This is a genomic window from Kosakonia sp. (assembly GCF_032052965.1).
GTDB lineage: Bacteria > Pseudomonadota > Gammaproteobacteria > Enterobacterales > Enterobacteriaceae > Kosakonia.
The window spans coordinates 136,856-154,562 of sequence record NZ_DAMBVN010000009.1 but is presented as its reverse complement, the minus strand read 5'-3'; the positions used below and the strand labels follow the sequence as shown (position 1 = coordinate 154,562).

General features: G+C 54.1%; 16 protein-coding genes. 10 read left to right on the top strand and 6 right to left on the bottom strand.

The genetic code is table 11. The features are described from left to right. The first annotated feature begins 336 nt into the window (after positions 1-336). From yjbE to RTX30_RS13235, 4 genes are all read left to right on the top strand, one after another. Complete coding sequence (yjbE, locus tag RTX30_RS13250; RefSeq protein WP_312690466.1) at positions 337-579, top strand: exopolysaccharide production protein YjbE; 243 nt, start codon at positions 337-339, stop codon at positions 577-579. 64 nt (positions 580-643) lie between these two features. Continuing rightward, positions 644-1,294 (top strand): YjbF family lipoprotein, encoded by a 651-nt coding sequence (locus tag RTX30_RS13245; RefSeq protein WP_312690464.1) that lies wholly within the window; start codon positions 644-646, stop codon positions 1,292-1,294. Then, positions 1,294-2,031 (top strand): capsule biosynthesis GfcC D2 domain-containing protein, encoded by a 738-nt coding sequence (locus RTX30_RS13240; RefSeq protein ID WP_312690462.1) that lies wholly within the window; start codon positions 1,294-1,296, stop codon positions 2,029-2,031. Before RTX30_RS13245 ends, RTX30_RS13240 begins: the two co-directional genes overlap by 1 nt. A gap of 2 nt (positions 2,032-2,033) precedes the next feature. Then, entirely contained in the window at positions 2,034-4,130 is a 2,097-nt protein-coding gene (locus RTX30_RS13235) for a YjbH domain-containing protein (RefSeq protein WP_312690460.1), read from the top strand. 31 nt (positions 4,131-4,161) lie between these two features. On the opposite strand, the gene RTX30_RS13230 is transcribed toward RTX30_RS13235, so the two are convergent. Beyond that, positions 4,162-4,614: an acyltransferase gene (locus tag RTX30_RS13230; protein ID WP_312690458.1), complete on the bottom strand. Its 453-nt coding sequence runs from the start codon at positions 4,612-4,614 to the stop codon at positions 4,162-4,164. Positions 4,615-4,623: 9 nt separating this feature from the next. After that, positions 4,624-5,133 carry a GNAT family N-acetyltransferase gene (locus RTX30_RS13225; protein WP_312690456.1) on the bottom strand — a complete coding sequence of 170 codons (510 nt, stop codon included), beginning with the start codon at positions 5,131-5,133 and terminating at the stop codon, positions 4,624-4,626. Between the two features lie 136 nt (positions 5,134-5,269). Between RTX30_RS13225 and psiE the strand changes: the two genes are divergently transcribed. Further along, positions 5,270-5,680 (top strand): phosphate-starvation-inducible protein PsiE, encoded by a 411-nt coding sequence (psiE, locus tag RTX30_RS13220; protein WP_312690454.1) that lies wholly within the window; start codon positions 5,270-5,272, stop codon positions 5,678-5,680. Between the two features lie 213 nt (positions 5,681-5,893). Here psiE and malG read toward each other — a convergent pair whose 3' ends face one another. The 3 genes from malG to malE form a co-directional block, all read right to left on the bottom strand. After that, positions 5,894-6,784, bottom strand: a complete 891-nt coding sequence (gene malG, locus RTX30_RS13215; RefSeq protein ID WP_312690452.1) for a maltose ABC transporter permease MalG — start codon at positions 6,782-6,784, stop codon at positions 5,894-5,896. A gap of 14 nt (positions 6,785-6,798) precedes the next feature. Further along, positions 6,799-8,343, bottom strand: coding sequence for a maltose ABC transporter permease MalF (malF, locus tag RTX30_RS13210; protein ID WP_312690450.1), 1,545 nt, complete (start codon positions 8,341-8,343; stop codon positions 6,799-6,801). Between the two features lie 86 nt (positions 8,344-8,429). After that, positions 8,430-9,620 (bottom strand): maltose/maltodextrin ABC transporter substrate-binding protein MalE, encoded by a 1,191-nt coding sequence (gene malE / locus RTX30_RS13205; protein ID WP_312690448.1) that lies wholly within the window; start codon positions 9,618-9,620, stop codon positions 8,430-8,432. A gap of 370 nt (positions 9,621-9,990) precedes the next feature. Between malE and malK the strand changes: the two genes are divergently transcribed. The 5 genes from malK to ubiA all read left to right on the top strand — a co-directional run bounded on the left by malK (position 9,991) and on the right by ubiA (position 15,165). Continuing rightward, positions 9,991-11,100 carry a maltose/maltodextrin ABC transporter ATP-binding protein MalK gene (gene malK, locus RTX30_RS13200; RefSeq protein WP_312690446.1) on the top strand — a complete coding sequence of 370 codons (1,110 nt, stop codon included), beginning with the start codon at positions 9,991-9,993 and terminating at the stop codon, positions 11,098-11,100. A 110-nt stretch (positions 11,101-11,210) separates the two neighbouring features. Beyond that, positions 11,211-12,557 (top strand): maltoporin, encoded by a 1,347-nt coding sequence (locus RTX30_RS13195; RefSeq protein WP_312690444.1) that lies wholly within the window; start codon positions 11,211-11,213, stop codon positions 12,555-12,557. A gap of 105 nt (positions 12,558-12,662) precedes the next feature. Continuing rightward, the gene (malM, locus tag RTX30_RS13190) at positions 12,663-13,604 is read left to right on the top strand and encodes a maltose operon protein MalM (protein ID WP_312690442.1); all 942 of its coding nucleotides are present in this window, start codon (positions 12,663-12,665) and stop codon (positions 13,602-13,604) included. Between the two features lie 180 nt (positions 13,605-13,784). Continuing rightward, the gene (ubiC, locus tag RTX30_RS13185) at positions 13,785-14,282 is read left to right on the top strand and encodes a chorismate lyase (protein WP_312690440.1); all 498 of its coding nucleotides are present in this window, start codon (positions 13,785-13,787) and stop codon (positions 14,280-14,282) included. Positions 14,283-14,295: 13 nt separating this feature from the next. Next, the gene (gene ubiA / locus RTX30_RS13180) at positions 14,296-15,165 is read left to right on the top strand and encodes a 4-hydroxybenzoate octaprenyltransferase (protein WP_312690438.1); all 870 of its coding nucleotides are present in this window, start codon (positions 14,296-14,298) and stop codon (positions 15,163-15,165) included. Positions 15,166-15,205: 40 nt separating this feature from the next. Here ubiA and plsB read toward each other — a convergent pair whose 3' ends face one another. Beyond that, positions 15,206-17,629 carry a glycerol-3-phosphate 1-O-acyltransferase PlsB gene (gene plsB, locus RTX30_RS13175; protein WP_312690436.1) on the bottom strand — a complete coding sequence of 808 codons (2,424 nt, stop codon included), beginning with the start codon at positions 17,627-17,629 and terminating at the stop codon, positions 15,206-15,208. Between the last annotated feature and the right edge of the window lie 78 nt (positions 17,630-17,707).

Sequence of the window (17,707 nt, the reverse complement as noted above, 5' to 3'; positions counted from 1 at the left end):
TGATATTTTTATTACGGATAAATGATAAAGAACGAGCGGATTTGTTCATGGCGAAATGGTTGATCAGGTTTATCTGAAAATGGCAGCAAGGCCATCAATCATTGCTATAAATTTTAGGACTAGCCTCATTGCGTCATGTTTCTGTGATAATTTAATTATTTGATAAATATCACATTTATTCTTCAATTCTTTTCTTAAACCTCACCAGATACCAATTTTCCTAAAACGCATCCGCCTATTTCCCGAGGCGTAATTCATCTGCTTTAGTTGTGTATACTCGATCTCGCCTGAGCTTTTTCAGGTAAATCTCCATTCATTCAATGAAGGGAAATTGATATGAAAAAAGTCCTGTATGGCATTTTTGCCATATCCGCACTTGCGGCTACGTCTGCCTTCGCGGCACCGGTGCAAATCGGTGAAGCAGCAGGGTCGGCGGCGACCTCTATCTCTGCAGGCAGTTCTGCAGCGACGAGCGTCAGCACCGTAGGCTCTGCGGCGGGTGTCGCTCTTGCGGCAGTCGGTGGCGGTGATGGCTCCAACACCGGAACCACGACCACCACAACAACCAGTACCCGTTAATCACGGGGACATTAACTATAACCACACTTCGGTGTGGTTATTTCGCCCCTTTCGGAGAAGAGTCGTGAAGCGACCTGGAATCATTTTGCTTTGCCTGCTCCTTCAGGCATGTTCTGGCCCGATTAAAGGCCTGGGAACGTCGCTTTGGAATAGTGTGTTTGGTACCCCTGGTGTTCATCTGACGGATGACGAACTGCTGAATATGCCTTACGCCAGCCAGTACATGCAGATTAACGATGGCCCGCAGTTGTTTGTGGTGCTCGCTTTCGCAGAAAACGGGCAGCAGAAATGGGTGACACAGGATCAGGCCGTTGTTGTGACACAGCACTCACGGATTGTAAAAACGCAGCTGGGCGGCGATAAGCTCGGCGGCGATAACTTAATTGAAGTGAATAACCTGGGTTCCGACCCGCTCGCCAAACCGAATCAGATTGTGGACGGTGCCAGCTGGACGCGCACCATGGGCTGGACCGAACACAGCCAGGTACGCTACGCCACTGCGCGTTCTGAGTTCCGCTGGAACGGCACGGACACTGTCAAAGTGGCCAGCGATGTTACGACGGTACGCATTCTGGATGAAGACGTCACCACGGATCAGAAAAGCTGGCGCAACCGCTATTGGGTGGATGAGGACGGGCTTATTCGCCAGTCGGTGCAATATCTGGGTGCTGGCTGGTTCCCGGTGAGAATGACCCTGATTAAGGCGGCAAAATAATGAAAACACGTATTTTGCTTCCGCTGCTTTTAACGCTCTTTTCACCGTTGGCTCTGGCAGCCGGCAGTGTGGATGTTTACATGTCCGGAGACGCCAGCCCGAAAAAACTCACTAATGCCGAACACTTAAGTGACCTGGTCGGGCAGCCCCGGCTGGCGAACAGTTGGTGGCCCGGTGCGGTGGTGAGCGAACGTCAGGCAACTGTCGAACAGCAGGCGCGCCACCAGGCATTGCTGGCTCGCTTAAGTACGGTTGCCGCCGACGAAGGCGGTGACGATGCTGCGGCAATCATCTCTCTGCGTCGTCAGTTAGAGGATATGAAAATCACCGGGCGTCAGATTGTGCCGCTCGATCCGGATTATATTCGTCTGCATCGTCTCTCAAACCGTCCGCTGCAGGGCGAATACTCCCTGTGGGTTGGGCCGCACCCCACCACGATTACGGTGGTGGGGTTGATTAGCAGTCCGGGTAAAAAGCCGTTCACGCCAGGGCGGGACGTGGTGAGTTATCTGGATGAGATGAGCTTGCTGAGCGGTGCCGAACGTAGCTATGCGTGGGTGGTTTATCCCACAGGCCTGACGCAGAAAGTGCCTGTTGCTTACTGGAACCGACGCCATGTCGAGCCGATGCCTGGCAGCGTCATTTTTGTGGGCTTTGCACCGGGTCTGTGGAACAACGTTTATGACGAGCTCAACGCTGACATTCTTGAGTCCCTGACGCATCGGATACCGGAATAATAATGAAAAAATCGTTTGTAATAAGCTTGTTGGCGCTGGGAGTCAGCGCGGCCTGTCACGCCGAAACGTTCCCGGACCCGGTTGGCCCGTCTCAGTCGGATTTTGGCGGCGTGGGTCTGTTGCAAACCCCGACGGCGCGTGTAGCGCCAGAAGGTGAGCTTAGCCTTAACTACCGCGACAATGATCAATACCGTTTCTATTCGGCTTCGGTGCAGCTTCTGCCCTGGCTGGAAACCACGCTGCGTTATACCGACGTGCGTACGCGAAAATACAGCTCGGTTGAAGCCTTCTCCGGCGATCAATCCTACAAAGATAAAGCCTTCGATTTAAAAGTGCGGTTGTGGGAAGAAAGTTACTGGTTGCCGCAGGTGGCTGTGGGGGCGCGTGACGTTGGGGGTACTGGCCTGTTTGATGGCGAATATCTGGTAGCGAATAAAAACTGGGGGCCGCTCGATTTTTCCCTCGGTATTGGCTGGGGCTACCTGGGGACCAGCGGCAATATTAAAAACCCGCTATGTACCTACGACGCAAAATTCTGTACCCGTGATAACAGCAACAAAGCCGCAGGTTCCACCGACACTTCGCAAATGTTTCGCGGCCCGGCATCGCTGTTCGGCGGTGTGGAATATCAAACGCCCTGGCACCCGCTGCGCCTGAAACTGGAATATGAAGGCAACAACTATCAGCAGGATTATGCCGGTAAGCTGCCGCAGCGCAGTAACTTTAACGTTGGCGCTATCTACCGTGTGACCGACTGGGCTGACATCAATTTAAGCTATGAGCGTGGGAATACCTGGATGTTTGGGTTTACCCTGCGTAACAACTTCAACAATCTGCGCCCCACCTACCGGGACAACCCGCGTCCACGGTATCAGCCGCAGCCGCAGGATGCGATTCTGCAGCACTCGGTGGTGGCCAATCAGCTTACGTTGCTGAAATATAATGCCGGTCTGGCGGATCCGAAGATTCAGGTTCAGGGCGATACGTTGTATGTGACGGGCGAGCAGGTGAAATACCGTAATACGCAGGAAGGGATAGAGCGTGCGAACCGCATTATTATGAACGACTTGCCGGATGGCATTCGTACCATTCGCGTGACGCAAAATCGCCTGAACCTGCCGCAGGTGACGACCGAAACGGATGTCGCCAGCCTGAAAGGCCACCTTGAAGGCGAAACGCTGGGTCATGATACCGTGCTGGCGCAAAAACGTGTGACGCCGATTGTTCCGGAAAATACAGAGCAAGGCTGGTACATGGATAAGGCCAGTTTTGGTTTCCACATCGATCCGGTGCTTAACCAGTCTCTTGGTGGGCCGGAAGGCTTCTATATGTACCAGATTGGTGTGATGGCGACAGCGGACTGGTGGCTGACCGATCACCTGCTGACCACCGGCAGTCTGTTTGCCAACCTTGCCAATAACTACGACAAATTCAACTATACCAACCCGCCAAGGGACTCGGCGTTGCCGCGCGTTCGTACCCGCGTGCGTGAATACGTGCAGAACGATGTGTACGTTAACAACATGCAGGCCAACTACTTCCAGTACCTGGGTAATGACATCTATGGCCAGGTGTATGCCGGTTATCTGGAGACCATGTACGGCGGCGCAGGGGCTGAACTGCTGTGGCGTCCGGTAGACAGTAACTGGGCGTTCGGTATTGATGCCAACTACGTGAAACAGCGTGACTGGCGTAGCGCGCAGGACATGATGAAGTTCACCGACTACAGCGCGAAGACCGGCCATTTCACCACTTACTGGACGCCGTGGTTTGCCCAGGATGTACTGGTGAAAGCCAGCGTCGGGCAGTATCTGGCGGGAGATAAAGGCGGCACGCTGGATATCTCAAAACACTTCGACAGTGGCGTCGTAGTGGGTGCATACGCGACCCTGACGAACGTGTCGGCGGCACAGTATGGGGAAGGGGATTTCACCAAAGGCGTGTATATCTCTGTACCGCTGGATCTCTTCAGTACTGGCGCGACCCGCAGCCGTGCAGGTATCGGCTGGACGCCGCTAACGCGTGATGGCGGCCAGAAACTGGGTCGTAAGTTTGAACTCTATAATATGACCACCGATAAGACACTGAACTTCCAGTGATACCTGGCCCCTCTCCCTTACGGGAGAGGGGTTAGAGCCTGCGCAGTAACCGCGCAGGATTCCCGGCATACACCCCTTTTTCGCTAATCGATTTGGTCACGACGCTGCCTGCGCCAATAACGGCTCCGTCGCAAATCGTCACCGCCAGGATCGTGGCGCCGCTGCCAATCGACACATCATTGCCAATCACAATGCGCCCCCAGCTTTTGCGGTCGGGATTGGGTTTGCCGTCGCGGAACATATCGTTAGCGAACATCACACCGTGGCCGATAAAACAGCGCTCGCCGAGGGTGACGTATTCGCAGATAAAGCTGTGTGACTGAATTTTACTGCCGTTGCCAATGTGTGTATGGCTCTGAATTTCAACAAAAGGGCCAATGAACACATCATCGCCAAGGGTGCAGTTATACAGATTTGCCGGTTGATAAATAACGACATTTTCGCCGCAGGTAACATTGCGCACGGCGGTCTGGCGGAGATCCATTTTCGCTCCTTAAATGGCTTTGCCCAGAATATGCAAAGTGCTTTGCTGAGAGGGGGTGCTGAAGACGGTATCTTTGATGTGCGTAAAGCCCTGGCGAAGATAAAAACGGTAAGCCTGCGGGTTGGCGTCCAGCACTTCCAGCCAGAGAAAGGTTTCGCCCCGGCTTTTCGCCATGCGTTCTATTTCGGCAATCATCTGTTCTCCATAACCTTTGCGGGTTTCTCCCGGCAGCAGGTAGAGCTTATGCAGCAGCGTACCCGCCTGGGTTTCGCCCTCTATGGCACAGTGCCAGGAGACTTTGGCAAAGCCTGCCGGCACGGTACTCAGTGCGACAAACCACTCACTGGCCTGGCTTTGCAGGCTCTGCTGTAAAGCGTTAAGGGAGTATTCCTGCTGCAAAAAATCCTGCAGCTCCTGTTGTTCATGCCACAGATGCGCAAAGTGGTGGGTATAGCTGGCATAGCCCATCTCACTCAATAACGCGGCGTCGTCCGGGCGGGCTTTACGTATAGTCAGCACTGTTTAAGGCTCCCTGCGTGAAATTTACCGATGCAACATGTCATCACGCTGTGTCACAAAATATAAGCAAATAATGTAGATCAAGATCACATTTTTACGTTATACAAAGGGTCTTACTCCAGAATGAGGTGCCGCTATGACATCGCTCACTCGCCCCCGCGCTGAGTTTGTATCGACCCTTTTACAAACCGTGCTGAACCTGGGTTTGTTAAGTCTGGGCCTGATCCTAATCGTCTTTCTGGGCAAAGAGACGCTGCACCTGGCGGACGTATTGTTTGCGCCGGTACAAACCAGTAAATATGAACTGGTAGAAGGGCTGGTCGTTTACTTCCTTTACTTCGAGTTTATTGCCTTGATCGTGAAGTATTTTCAGTCCGGCTTTCACTTCCCGCTGCGCTATTTTATTTACATCGGCATAACCGCGATCGTACGGTTGATCATTGTCGATCACCAGTCGCCGATGGATGTGCTGATCTACTCTGCAGCGATCCTGCTGCTGGTGATCACCTTGTGGTTGTGCAACTCAAAACGGCTGAAGCGCGAATAAAAAAACGGCGATCCGGGGGATCGCCAAACAACAGTCACAAGTTAGGATCATACAAGTTGAGGGTGCAGTGGCATCGCCCGTCATCGTTCGGGTGACAGCGGTGGTGGCTCCCGTTATTTACCCCGCTACTGACGTTAATCAGCTTCAGGGATTAATACCGTCGCCGCCTTGCTCTCACCCGACATCTTCAGGGCGTAATAACAACGATGAAACTTAACCTTTCACGCCGCCTGCTGTCAGGCCATTAACCAGCCAGCGCTGCGCAAGTAAAAAGACCACGGTAATCGGAATGGCGGACAACACCGCCGCTGCAGCAAAATCTCCCCACAGATAGTTCTGCGGGTTGAGATATTGCTGCATCCCCACGGCCAGCGTGTAACTGTCGACGTCGCGCAGCAGTAGCGAGGCGACAGGAACTTCTGTAATGGCCGCAATAAACGACAAAATAAACACCACCGCCAGGATTGGCACCGACAGCGGCAATAGCACCAGGCGAAAGGCCTGCCACGGGGTTGCGCCATCCAGGGCGGCGGCCTCTTCCAGCGAGTTGTCGATGGTTTCGAAATAGCCTTTGATCGTCCACACATGCAGCGCGATCCCGCCTAGATAGGCAAAGATCACCCCACCATGCGTATTCAACCCGATAAAGGGAATGTACTGACCGAGGCGATCAAACAACGCATATAACGCCACCAGCGACAGCACCGCCGGGAACATCTGGAAAATCAGCATGCTCTTTAACAGCGTGGCTTTACCGGCAAAACGCATACGCGCAAAAGCGTAGGCGCAGGTGGTGGATAGCGCAACAATCCCCACGGCGGTAATTCCGGCGATTTTCACCGAGTTCCACAGCCACAGCAGCACCGGGAACGGCGGCGGGGTAACGCGACCATCGGCGTGCTCCACGCTAAAGCCCAGCGCCAGACGCCAGTGTTCCCAGGAAATAGTTTCCGGAATCAGGCTGCCAGTCGCAAAGTTACCTTCACGCAGCGAAATAGCGACCACCATCAGTAACGGGAACATAATGGCGGCAATAAATACCAGCAATAACAAGTGAGTAACCAATAGTCGCACTTTTTGCGATTTCGCCTGCACCATAGCCATTTGCGTCGTCCTCCTTAATCAAATTTCATGCGGGTTGCTTTCAGGTTGACGATAGCCAGCAGACCGACCAGCAGGAAAATCAGCGTGGCGATCGCGGCAGCAAGCCCAAAGTCCTGACCACCGCCGCCTTCAAAGGCAATGCGGTAGGTGTAGCTCACCAGCAGATCGGTATAGCCCGCAGGCGTGGTGGTGCCAATGCGATCCGGGCCGCCGTTAGTCAGCAACTGGATCAACACAAAGTTATTAAAGTTAAAGGCGAAGCTGGCGATCATCAACGGTGTGAGCGGTTTGATCAGCAGCGGTAAGGTGATGCGGAAAAAGTTTTGCAACGGTCCGGCGCCGTCCATTGCCGAGGCTTCATACAGATCGTCAGGGATCGCTTTTAACAGCCCCATACAGAGGATCATCATGTAGGGATAACCGAGCCAGGTATTAACGATCACGATCATGGTCCGCGCCGTAGTGGGATCGCTAAACCATGCGGGTTTAATGCCAAACAGCGCGCTCAGCATCATGTTGATCTCGCCGAAGCTCTGGTTGAATAACCCTTTGAAGATCAGAATCGAGATAAACGACGGCACTGCATAGGGCAGGATCAGCAGTACACGATAAATGGCTTTCCCTTTGAGCGATTCCCACTGGACGAGGCACGCCAGTACCATGCCAACGGCAACAGTCAGCACCACGGTCAGCACAGAGAACACCACCGTCCAGACAAAGATGGCGATAAACGGCTTCTGGATACCGTCATCGGTAAAGACACGGGTAAAGTTGTCCCAGCCGATGGTCACGGTATAACCGGGGCTGAGTTTTTCGCTGCCCCAGCTTCCGTCGGCATTGATCGCCTGGAAAAAGCCGATAGCGTTATTTGCGCGGTATTTCGCACCGCTCTGGTTGTTGGTCAGCACCCCGTCGTCGCTCAATTGATACAGGGGGCGGGTGCCGGAGAACTGGCGCAGTGAACTCATGATCACTTTGCTTTCGTCCGGCAGAATGGCCGTCAGCTGGTTGAGTGCCTGGCGATTCTGAGTGATGACACGCAGGTTCGCGCGCTCACCGTCGGGCAGGGCATTCACCTCTTTTAAGGTGATTTTCTGCTCGCCACCGGGTTTGAACGCGTCGGAAAGGTAGTGTTTGCCGGTGTCGCTATCGGTCAGCGCCAGTTGCCATGCGTCACCCGACGCATAAAGGCCGAAATTGTAGGCTTTCCCTGCCTGATAAGAACGATCGAGCAACACCTGTTGCGCGCGCTCCTGGGTAAGCTGGTTGGTGCTGCTGTAGTTGGTAAAGGCGATGGCGATGGTGCAAATCAACGGGAATAGCACAAACAGCCCCATGCCTGCTACCCCTGGGTAAACATAACGCCAGGCGTAGGCCTTCCGGTTTGCAAAGATATACAGACCTGCGGAACTGAGGATCAAGGTGGTGATGGCAAAAAGGTATTCCCCCTGGGCATACATCAAGACGACAAGGTAAGCCACCAGAAGCCCGGTAAGGGTAATGGCGGCCCAGGCGATTTTCGGGCTTTGCCACCAGTGGCGTTTTCTTACAACATCCATGGGAACATCCTTTTACAACGATGAAAACGAGTGACAGGTGGCGCGGCGCTTCTCTGGCCTGCCCGCCGCGCCACCTGTCCTGTGACTTACTTGGTGATACGACCCTGCGCGTCTTTCAACGCAGCATCCACGGTCTGACGGCCACTCACGGCATTGATAACCGCAGTCCGGGTGGCGTACCAGAAGGCAGCCATTTGCGGGATATTCGGCATAATTTCACCGGTTTTCGCGTTATCCATAGTGGCGGCAATGCGCGGATCTTTTGCTAATTGATCCTGATAGGTTTTCAGCGCCACGGCACCCAGCGGTTTGTCTTTGTTCACCTCTTCCAGACCCTGATCGGTCAGCAAGTAGTTTTCAAGGAACTCTTTCGCCAGTTCTTTATTCGGGCTGGCGGCATTGATGCCCGCGCTCAGGACGCCGACGAACGGTTTCGACGGTTTGCCATTAAAGGTTGGCAGCGGGGCGACGCCGTAATTGACTTTGCTCTTCTCAATATTGGCCCATGCCCACGGACCGTTGATGGTCAGTGCGGTTTCACCTTTATTAAACGCCGCTTCGGCAATTGAATAATCGGTGTCGGCGTTCATGTGCTTGTCTTTAATCAGTTTCACCAGGAAGCTCAGGCCCGCTTTGGCACCCGCGCTGTCTACGCCAACGTCTTTCACGTCATATTTGCCGTTCTCAAACTTGAAGGCGTATCCGCCGTCGGCAGCGATCAGCGGCCAGGTGAAATATGGCTCTTGCAGGTTAAACATCAGGGCATTTTTGCCTTTCGCCTTCAGCGTCTTATCGAGCGCCGGGATCTCTTCCCAGGTTTTTGGCGGGTTTGGCAGCAAGTCTTTGTTATAAATCAGCGACAAGGATTCCACGGCTACCGGGTAAGCGATCAGCTTGCCGTTGTAACGCACTGCGTCCCAGGTGAAGGGATAGAGCTTGTCCTGGAAGGCTTTGTCCGGAGTGACTTCCGCCAGCAGGCCAGATTGCGCATAGCCACCAAAGCGGTCGTGTGCCCAAAAAATAATGTCCGGGCCATCGCCCGTGGCGGCAACCTGTGGGAATTTCTCTTCCAGTTTGTCCGGGTGTTCGACGGTGACTTTAATCCCGGTGTCTTTCTCAAATTTCTTACCCACTTCGGCAAGGCCGTTATAGCCTTTATCGCCGTTGATCCAGATAACCAGTTTGCCTTCTTCTATTTTGGCGAGGGCAGAGGCAGAAAACACCATCGTCGCTACTGCGGACAATGCGAGGATGCGTGCGCCTGTTTTGATTTTCATATATCCCGTCCTTTAGGTGATGTGCTCGTGGATACGTTCAGGGTGGTTCGACGGGATTAGTCTCCTTTTTTGGCAAGCGCTTCTCATCCTCCTTAAACCTACGCCCCCGGGGTGATTTGTGTGATCTGTGCTGCATAAATTTTCGTTATGTGTCTCAGCGCACACAAAAAAGCGCTGATTTTTGCAAAGCGCATCACGAAAATGCCCGCAGCACCCCCGTCCGGGGGGCAGAGCCATCCTGCTCATCCTCCCATCTCCTCCCCCATAAAAAACCGGGGGGGTGGAGGATTCGCACACTGTACCGATGCCCCATAGTCAGCCAACGTTGAATGTTTCTGTTGGTGAAAGGTTGTAACGAAGGGAGAAGGGCATGGCGAGCGTACAGCTGCGTAATGTAACGAAAGCCTGGGGCGATGTGGTGGTGTCGAAAGACATTAACCTTGAGATCCACGAAGGTGAGTTCGTGGTGTTTGTTGGCCCGTCAGGCTGTGGTAAATCGACGCTGCTGCGCATGATTGCCGGGCTGGAGACCATTACCAGCGGGGATTTGCTGATTGGCGATACCCGTATGAATGAGGTTCCTCCCGCTGAACGCGGCGTTGGTATGGTATTTCAGTCTTACGCACTCTATCCGCATTTATCGGTCGCGGAAAACATGTCTTTTGGCCTGAAATTAGCGGGCGAGAAGAAAGAAACCATCAAAACGCGTGTCACGCAGGTTGCCGAAGTCCTGCAACTGGCGCATTTGCTGGACCGCAAACCGAAAGCACTCTCCGGTGGTCAGCGTCAGCGCGTAGCGATTGGCCGTACGCTGGTGGCCGAACCCCGCGTCTTCCTGCTTGATGAACCCCTCTCCAACCTTGATGCCGCCTTGCGTGTACAGATGCGCATTGAGATTTCGCGTCTGCATAAGCGACTGGGCCGCACGATGATTTACGTCACCCACGATCAGGTCGAAGCGATGACGCTGGCCGACAAAATCGTGGTACTGGATGCCGGCCGCGTTGCGCAGGTCGGTAAACCGCTGGAGCTTTATCACTATCCGGCTGACCGCTTTGTCGCCGGGTTTATCGGTTCGCCGAAGATGAATTTCCTGCCGGTAAAAGTGACGGCTACTGCCATTGAGCAGGTGCAGGTTGAGTTGCCTAACCGCCAGCAAGTCTGGCTGCCAGTAGACAGCGCCAATGTGCAGGTCGGCGCCAACATGTCTTTGGGCATTCGCCCGGAGCATTTGCTTCCCAGCGACATCGCCGATGTCACGCTGGAGGGTGAAGTTCAGGTCGTAGAACAGCTCGGTCACGAAACACAAATTCATATCCAGATCCCCGCAATACGTCAGAACCTGGTTTACCGCCAGACCGACGTGGTGCTGGTAGAAGAGGGTGCCACATTCGCCATCGGTTTACCGCCGGAGCGTTGCCATCTGTTCCGTGAAGATGGCACCGCCTGCCGCCGGTTGCATAAAGAACCTGGCGTTTAAGCATTCCAAAAAACTTACACAAAGCCATTCGCGCTATCTCGCTGCAGCCACTCAAGAGATAGCGCAAAAGGGGATGTGTAAAAAGAAAAGCAATGATCTCAGGAGATAGAATGATGATTACTCTGCGCAAACTTCCACTGGCTCTCGCCATTACGGCAGGCATTTTGTCTGCTCAGGCGGGCGCCGTCGACTTTAAAGGTTATGCCCGTTCCGGCATTGGCTGGACAGGCAGCGGCGGCGAGCAGCAATGCTTCCAGGCGACGGGTGCAGGCTCTAAATACCGTCTCGGCAACGAATGTGAAACCTACGCTGAATTAAAACTCGGCCAGGAAGTGTGGAAGGAGGGCGATAAAAGCTTCTACTTCGACACTAACGTGGCTTATTCCGTAGCCCAGCAAAATGACTGGGAAGCAACAGACCCGGCATTCCGTGAAGCTAACGTGCAGGGTAAAAACCTGATCGATGCGCTGCCAGGCTCGACCATCTGGGCGGGTAAACGTTTCTACCAGCGTCATGACGTGCACATGATTGACTTCTACTACTGGGATATTTCCGGCCCGGGCGCAGGTCTGGAAAACGTCGATCTCGGCTTCGGTAAACTCTCTCTGGCTGCGACCCGTTCGACAGAAGCTGGCGGCTCTTCTACCTTCGCCAGCAACAGCATTTACGATTACACCGAAAAAACCGCCAACGATGTTTTTGACGTGCGTTTAGCGCAGATGGCCATCAACCCGGGCGGTACGTTGGAGTTTGGCGTTGACTATGGCCGCGCTAACACCCGTGACGGCTACCATTTATATGATAATACCGAAACGAAAGACGGCTGGATGTTCACGGCTGAGCACGTTCAGAGCATGCTGAAAGGCTATAACAAGTTCGTCGTGCAATATGCGACCGATGCGCTGACATCGCAGGGCAAAGGGTTATCGCAAGGCTCCGGTATCGGTATTGAAAGCGACAGTAAGCTGCCTTACAGCACTAATAACAACGGCAGCCTGTTGCGTATCCTCGACCACGGTGCCATCTCTCTCGGCGACCGTTGGGATTTGATGTATGTCGGTATGTATCAGGACATCGACTGGGATAACAACAACGGCACCAAATGGTGGACGGTGGGTGTGCGCCCAATGTTCAAATGGACGCCGATCATGAGCACCCTGCTGGAAGTGGGCTATGACAACGTGAAGTCTCAGCGCACCAACGACACGAACAACCAGTACAAAATCACCCTCGCACAACAGTGGCAGGCAGGCGACAGCATCTGGTCTCGCCCGGCCATTCGCGTCTTCGCAACCTATGCGAAATGGGACGAAAAATGGGGTTACAACACCAGCGGTAATCCGGGCACGAACGCCAACTATGGTCTGGCAACCCGCAATGGTACAGGCGGTTCAAGCTTTGGCCGTGGCGACAGTGACGAATGGAGCTTCGGTGCTCAGATGGAAATCTGGTGGTAAGGGTTTCACTCGCGTAAACAAAAGAGGGGCGTAAGCCCCTCTGATTCTTACAAACAGCGCGCTATTGCCTGGCCACCGCTGTTTTGCATCCTGAAGGTGATTAAAATGAAAATGAAAAAAAACTTCATTGCCCTGTGCCTCTCCGCGGGGTTGCTGGCGGCGGTACCGGGTGTCGCGCTGGCTGATGTGAATATCGTGCCACAGAACACAGCGGCAGCGCCGTCGATTCCGACATCAGCACTGCAACAACTCACCTGGACGCCCGTCGACACGTCCAAAAGCCAGACGGTGCGGCTTGCCACTGGCGGTCAGCATCTGAATGTTCCGGGGATTACCGGGCCAGTTGCGGCGTTTAGCGTGCCAGCTAACATCGGTGAACTTTCGCTGACGCTTTCAAGCGATGTTAATAAAAATACCGGTGTATTTGCGCCAAACGTGCTGGTCTTTGATCAGAATATGTCACCTGCGGCCTATTTCCCGAGTAGCTATTTTACCTACCAGGAACCGGGAGTCTTAAGTGCAGACCGACTGGAAGGGGTTATGCGCCTTACGCCTGCGCTGGGCCAGCAGAAGCTCTATATCCTTGCGTTCACCACCGAAAGTGATTTGCAGAAAACCACCACGCTGCTTGATCCCGCTAAAGCCTATGCGAAAGGCGTGGGCAACGCGATCCCTGATATCCCGGATCCCATAGCGCGCCATATTGCGGAAGGGGTGGTGAACCTGAAAGTGAAAAACAGTAGCAGCTCCAGCATCCTGGTTGGCCCACTGTTTGGTTCCTCCGGCCCGGGCCCGGTGACTGTCGGCAATACCGCAGCACCGGCTTACAACGCGCAACCGGCACCTGTAGCGGCCCCGGCTGCTGCGCCTGCGGCGAAAAGCGAGCCAATGCTTAATGATACGGAGAGCTATTTTAACCGGGCTATTAAGCAGGCTGTTGCGAAGGGGGATGTTGATAAGGCATTGAAATTGTTAGATGAAGCAGAGCGCCTCGGGTCGAAGTCAGCCCGTTCCACTTTTATCAGCAGTGTAAAAGGCAAGGGGTAACAGTCTCCCCACAATGTTGATATTTGCAGCAACTGGTGCGTCGCCTGACGCACCTTTTTTTCCGGCACAGTAGCGCACTGTTGCGTATCTGTTGCGCTGATGAAAACTGAATGAACTTTCCCGCCTGCATGTCCCGTTCTGCGATACAATAATGCTACGTTATGTACCGGAGAGTAAGGCATGTCACACCCCGCGCTAACGCAACTGCGTGCGCTGCGCTATCTCGATGCTATTCCTGCGCTAGAACCGCAACAACTGGACTGGCTGTTGCTGGAAGATTCCATGACTAAACGTTTTGAGCAGCAGGGCAAAACGGTAAGCGTTACGTTAATTCGGGAAGCCTTTGTCAGCGCGGCTGACATTGAGCAGGAGCATGGCTTGTTGCCTGCCGAACCCCGTTACTGGCTGCGGGAAATCTTGCTGTGTGCCGATGGTGAACCCTGGCTTGCCGGGCGCACAGTGGTGCCAGAGTCTACCCTGAGCGGCCCGGAACTGGCGTTGCAACAGTTGGGCACTACGCCGCTTGGGCGATATCTCTTTACCTCTTCTACGCTTACGCGTGACTTTATTGAAATCGGTCGTCATGAGCAGCTGTGGGGACGTCGTTCCCGTCTGCGTCTGGGCGGAAAACCGCTCATACTGACCGAACTGTTTTTGCCTGCGTCGCCGTTGTACTGAGAGGAAAATGAAAATGGAGTGGAGTCTCACGCAGAATAAGCTGTTGGCCTTTCACCGGCTGATGCGTACGGACAAACCGATTGGGGCGTTGCTGCTGCTGTGGCCAACATTATGGGCGTTATGGGTTGCGACGCCGGGCTTGCCGCCGCTGTGGATTTTGCTGGTGTTTGTTGCGGGTGTCTGGCTGATGCGCGCAGCAGGGTGTGTGGTAAATGATTATGCGGACCGTAAATTTGATGGTCACGTAAAGCGGACGGCTAACCGCCCTTTACCCAGCGGTGATGTTACTGAGAATGAGGCACGAACGCTGTTCGTGGTACTGGTATTGCTGGCTTTCGCGCTGGTACTGACTCTGAATATGATGACGATCCTGCTGTCAGTTGCCGCGCTGGCGCTGGCCTGGGTCTATCCGTTTATGAAGCGCTATACGCACCTGCCTCAGGTGGTGCTGGGGGCAGCGTTTGGCTGGTCGATACCGATGGCATTTGCGGCTGTCAGCGAGTCGGTACCACTGAGCTGCTGGATTATGTTCCTTGCCAATATCTTGTGGGCGGTGGCTTACGACACGCAGTATGCGATGGTCGATCGGGATGACGATGTGAAAATCGGTATCAAGTCGACGGCGATCCTGTTTGGCCGTCATGACAAGCTGATCATCGGTATTTTACAGGTTGCGGTGATGATGCTGATGGCGACAGTGGGCTGGCTAAACGGGTTGGGCGGTATTTACTACGCATCGGTAGGGGTGGCGGGGGCATTGTTTGTGTATCAGCAGAAACTGATTGCCAACCGTGATCGCGATGCCTGCTTCAAAGCGTTTTTGAACAACAATTACGTTGGGCTGGTGCTGTTTTTAGGCCTGGCGTTAAGCTACCTGCTCTGATTTGTTCCCCTCTCCCTGGCAGGGAGAGGGGATCTTACCGTTACACGTCTGCCTGTGTTGCGCTCTCAATCGTCAAACGCACATCCGATGTAATCAGCTCCGCCAGCATCTGGTACACGCTGAGCGTCTGTGCCGGTTCCGCATCACCGGTATCACTGATATAGCCTTCGTCTCGCAGCGTCAGCACCAGCGTACTGAACACCGCCTTATCGAAGAACTCCGGCGCGTTAATGCCGTGCAGCACGGACAAACGCTGGGCCAGAGTACGGCTCTCTTTTTCCAGCGTGCTGCGGTTCATCGACGGATTGGCGCTCAGCAACCAGAACGTGATGGCGTAGCGTTGCAGCGTTTCGCGGGCGCCTGCCGCCAGCAACTGCAGCGTGCGTGAGTGCGCCGGGTTGATACTCAGACGATCCTCTTTCAGCGTGATCAGCCCCTGACGTAACAGCTCCTGGGTCAGATTCTCCAGAACGCTCGCCAGTTCGGCTTTCTCCCAACGCAGGAACAATTCCGCTTTCAACATCGGATAAAGCTGCTCTACATGGCGCAGAATCTCACTTTGCGAAATTGCGCGATGCTGAGTGACAATCGCCGCCATCAGCGACGGCAACATCAACATATGCGCGATGTTATTGCGGTAATAGGTCATCAGGACTGCCTGCTCGCGCGGCAGAATGATGATATCGCCGATGGTGTCTTTTTCGACTTCGAATTTGTTCATCTGCAACGCGTGATCGATAAGCTCGCTGGCGCTGGCAGAAGGGGCTGTTGAATCCGGTGAATAAGGTACATTGCGCAGCAAATCGAGATAGCAGGTCAATTGCTCGGTCAGTTGCTCACGTGTTAATGAACGCTGGCGAGAGGCCAATAACGCCGTGCAGCACAGGTTCATCGCGTTAGCCGCGCCGGCGTTGTTAATACGCACCATTAAGTCGGCCGCAATATTGTTCACCGTCGGGGTTAACCATGCCGGACGAATCGCTTCGATAGGATCAATAGACTCGCGCCACTCCGGTACATGATGGTTCAGGTAGTTCATCAGCGGGATCGGCTCGCCGAAGTTCACATAACCCTGACCCAGGTTGCGCAGCTTACTCAGGCCACGCACCATCTGCACCAGGCTCTCTTTCTCTTTTGTCGCACCACGCAGCTCTTTAGCGTAGGTGCCCACTTCCATCACATGCTCATAACCGATATAGATTGGCACCAGCGTGATCGGGCGCGTGCCGCCGCGCAGCATCGCCTGAATGGTCATCGACAGTGTACCGGTTTTCGGATCCAGTAAACGCCCGGTACGCGAACGACCGCCCTCCACGAAGTACTCCACGGAGTAGCCACGACTGAACAGCTCGCCCAGATATTCGCGGAACACGGTGGAATAGAGCTTATTGCCCTTGAAGGTACGACGAATAAAGAACGCCCCCAGCCGACGGAAAATCGGCCCGGCTGGCCAGAAATTCAGGTTGATGCCTGCAGCAATGTGCGGCGGCACCAGTCCCTGATGGTAAAGCACATAGGACAGCAGCAAATAGTCCATATGGCTTCGGTGGCAGGGTACATAGACAATTTCATGGCCATCATGAGCTAGCTGGCGCACACGCTCGGCGTTGTGCACGTTAATGCCCTGATAAAGGCGGTTCCAGGTAAAGCCGAGGATACGGTCTGTCAGACGGATCATCTCATACGAGAAGTTCGCCGCGACCTCTTCCATCAGGGCTATCGCGTTTTGCTGCGCTTTATCGTGTGAGATTTTCTTGCTGCGCGCTTCGTCTTCCACTGCCCTGGCAATCGCTTTGGAGGAAAGCAGCTTATTAAACAGATCCTGACGGGCAGGCAGGCGCGGCCCTACAGCGGCCAGACGCTGGCGGGCAAAGTGCATACGGGCGACACGTGCCAGTTTCTGCGCGATAATTTTGTCTGTGCCGTGTTCAGTCGCCATGCGACGCAGGGAAACTGGCGGCGAGAAGCGCACAAAGCTGTCGCGACCCAGCCAGGAGACAGCGAAGAATTTCTGAATGCCGTTAAGCATGCGCAACGGCGGATTCACCTCACCTTTTTCACGCCCAGGCGAGCGGCCAAACATCACCGACACAGGCACCATTTGCACATCCAGGTCTGGATGGCTGCGGTGTAAATCCAGATAGTCGTGAAACAGTTTGATGGACTCTTCTTTCGGCGTGTAATAGGTGAATACACGCGGTCCGCCGTGAATGAACACGTAGCGCGGCAGGAGCGCGCCGTCGATTTCCAGCGGTTCCAGCGGGTCTGGCAACTCATGTGCCAGGCATTGTGCGCGGAGTGTCAGTAAGTCCGCCTTAGAGTTGTAAGGCAGCACGTACATGATGGGGCGTGACGTATCGAGACCCAGTTCCTGTGCAGGTTCTGCGGGGATCGATTTACTTTTTACCAGCACGCTTAATGGTAAATTCAGTAATTTGTAGTAAATTCGTGGCCAGCCGGACATAAAGGATGTAAAGCCTCTGGTTAATAGTGCCATTGCGCCGCAAAGAATATCAGAAAGCGCGCATAATTTCTGTTGTAC

Excerpts from the sequence above, each read along its gene's own strand:
- yjbE (WP_312690466.1), top strand. The coding sequence starts at position 337 with ATGAAAAAAGTCCTGTATGGCATTTTTGCCATATCCGCACTTGCGGCT.
- RTX30_RS13240 (WP_312690462.1), top strand. The coding sequence starts at position 1,294 with ATGAAAACACGTATTTTGCTTCCGCTGCTTTTAACGCTCTTTTCACCG.
- RTX30_RS13235 (WP_312690460.1), top strand. The coding sequence starts at position 2,034 with ATGAAAAAATCGTTTGTAATAAGCTTGTTGGCGCTGGGAGTCAGCGCG.
- RTX30_RS13230 (WP_312690458.1), bottom strand. The coding sequence starts at position 4,614 with ATGGATCTCCGCCAGACCGCCGTGCGCAATGTTACCTGCGGCGAAAAT.
- psiE (WP_312690454.1), top strand. The coding sequence starts at position 5,270 with ATGACATCGCTCACTCGCCCCCGCGCTGAGTTTGTATCGACCCTTTTA.
- malG (WP_312690452.1), bottom strand. The coding sequence starts at position 6,784 with ATGGCTATGGTGCAGGCGAAATCGCAAAAAGTGCGACTATTGGTTACT.
- malF (WP_312690450.1), bottom strand. The coding sequence starts at position 8,343 with ATGGATGTTGTAAGAAAACGCCACTGGTGGCAAAGCCCGAAAATCGCC.
- malE (WP_312690448.1), bottom strand. The coding sequence starts at position 9,620 with ATGAAAATCAAAACAGGCGCACGCATCCTCGCATTGTCCGCAGTAGCG.
- malK (WP_312690446.1), top strand. The coding sequence starts at position 9,991 with ATGGCGAGCGTACAGCTGCGTAATGTAACGAAAGCCTGGGGCGATGTG.
- RTX30_RS13195 (WP_312690444.1), top strand. The coding sequence starts at position 11,211 with ATGATGATTACTCTGCGCAAACTTCCACTGGCTCTCGCCATTACGGCA.
- malM (WP_312690442.1), top strand. The coding sequence starts at position 12,663 with ATGAAAATGAAAAAAAACTTCATTGCCCTGTGCCTCTCCGCGGGGTTG.
- ubiC (WP_312690440.1), top strand. The coding sequence starts at position 13,785 with ATGTCACACCCCGCGCTAACGCAACTGCGTGCGCTGCGCTATCTCGAT.
- ubiA (WP_312690438.1), top strand. The coding sequence starts at position 14,296 with ATGGAGTGGAGTCTCACGCAGAATAAGCTGTTGGCCTTTCACCGGCTG.
- plsB (WP_312690436.1), bottom strand. The coding sequence starts at position 17,629 with ATGTCCGGCTGGCCACGAATTTACTACAAATTACTGAATTTACCATTA.